Annotated in this window: 1 protein-coding gene; it reads left to right on the forward strand. The window is 73.8% G+C overall.

Annotated features, from left to right (window positions below; all coding sequences use genetic code 11):
* Window positions 1-309, forward strand: a 309-nt coding sequence (locus tag G3I65_RS55000) for a polysaccharide pyruvyl transferase family protein (RefSeq protein WP_160704442.1), incomplete at both ends; no start/stop codon positions are given.

Genomic DNA, 309 nt, shown 5'->3' on the forward strand with positions numbered 1-309 from the left:
CGCTGACCGGCTGGCTCGCCGGGCTCGACTGCGCCCGGGTGCCCTTGGACACCCGCCTGGCGCACGACGACTGGGAACGGTGTGCGACACCCGACCAGTTCGTGTCGCTGCTATCCACAATGGACGTCGTGGTGACCACGCGGTTGCACGGACTGGTGCTCGGCCTGAAGGCGGGCGTACCCGTGGTCGCCGTCGACCCGGTGGCCGGCGGCGGGAAGGTGACCGCGCAGGGCGCGGCACTGGGCTGGCCGGTGGTCGCCGCCGAAGATGCCGGCGACCGCGCGCTGCTCGACGCCCGGCTGGCGTGGT

The organism is Amycolatopsis sp. SID8362, assembly GCF_010550475.1.
Lineage (GTDB): Bacteria > Actinomycetota > Actinomycetes > Mycobacteriales > Pseudonocardiaceae > Amycolatopsis > Amycolatopsis eburnea.